The following is a 1124-nucleotide window of genomic DNA, read 5'->3' on the forward strand; positions in this document are numbered from 1 at the left end:
CTGGTTTCCCAAATGGCGCATACTGACGACGGCTAGGAGACCAAGCTCGTGCTAGCTCCATGGTTAAACGGTACATGAGCGCCCCAATCCCACCTGCGATGGCATACCAAAACAGGACACACACTACATTGCGACCAAAGCCCATAATGATGGTTTCAGCTCCGGCTTTACCTATACCGACAAGCGATAACGTTTCGGTATCACGATTCACAAAAGGCTTGAGTAGCTCGCGACAGCGCGTTTTATCCTCACGCGACAAGGCGAGGGCAAGTTGTTTGGTGAGGGTTTCGCAACTTCGCCAATCTAACGCTAATAGTAACAAGGCAAGTTCGTACAGAGGCTCTTGCCAAACTAAGGGCTTTAGAGCGATTAAGAGCACCAAACACGGCAATGTCATCAAAATAAGAGCGAGGCTTCCTGAGAGAATGCTTTGTGAATAGCTATGGTGGTTATTTACTTTCTCTGCTAATTGTTCGGCTACCTTGCGCCATAAAGTCGCAGGGTGAGCGGAATGAGGAATAGGGAGGATCAGGTGAAACAGTAATGCGCCCCACATCACGAGGAGCGCACCGTTAGCATAGAATTGCTGAAAAATTTCTTCCATGAATGACTTGGATTACTTAACCAGTTCCAGCATCTTGAATACCATTTCTGAAGAGCTTTTTGCTGCTAGAGGCAGGAATTCTTCAAAGCTCATTGGTGATTCTTTATCAGCAACGTCAGAGATAGCACGTACAACAACAAATGGTGTGTTGAACTGGTGGCAAGTCTGAGCAATAGCTGATGCTTCCATTTCAACCGCAATAACGGATGGGAAGTTTTCACGAATGAACGCTTGGCGCTCAGCCGTGCAAACAAACGCATCGCCCGTACAGATCAAACCGCGAACAGCATGTGTATTTGCCATTTGCTCGAGTGCTTTTTCCGCTAGGTCCATCAGTTTTTCATCAGCTTTGAATGCTGCTGGCTGACCTGCCATTTGACCAATTTCATAGCCAAAAGCAGTCACGTCTGCATCATGGTGGCGCACTTCTGTAGAAATCACTACGTCACCTAGATTTAGGCTTGAATCGAAACCACCAGCAGAACCTGTGTTGATAACCACATCTGGTTGGTATTCATCA

At 47.1% G+C, this 1124-nt stretch carries 2 protein-coding genes; both read right to left on the reverse strand.

Annotated elements, in window-relative coordinates:
- A partial coding sequence (locus R7Q38_RS24350; RefSeq protein WP_318114641.1) for a cobalamin biosynthesis family protein occupies nt 1–604 on the reverse strand: 604 nt, incomplete at its 3' end.
- 12 nt (nt 605–616) lie between these two features.
- The coding region (gene mtnN / locus R7Q38_RS24355; RefSeq protein WP_318114643.1) for a 5'-methylthioadenosine/S-adenosylhomocysteine nucleosidase at nt 617–1124 on the reverse strand (508 nt) is incomplete at its 5' end.

The sequence above is a fragment of the Vibrio sp. Vb0598 genome (assembly GCF_033338935.1).
Lineage (GTDB): Bacteria > Pseudomonadota > Gammaproteobacteria > Enterobacterales > Vibrionaceae > Vibrio > Vibrio alginolyticus.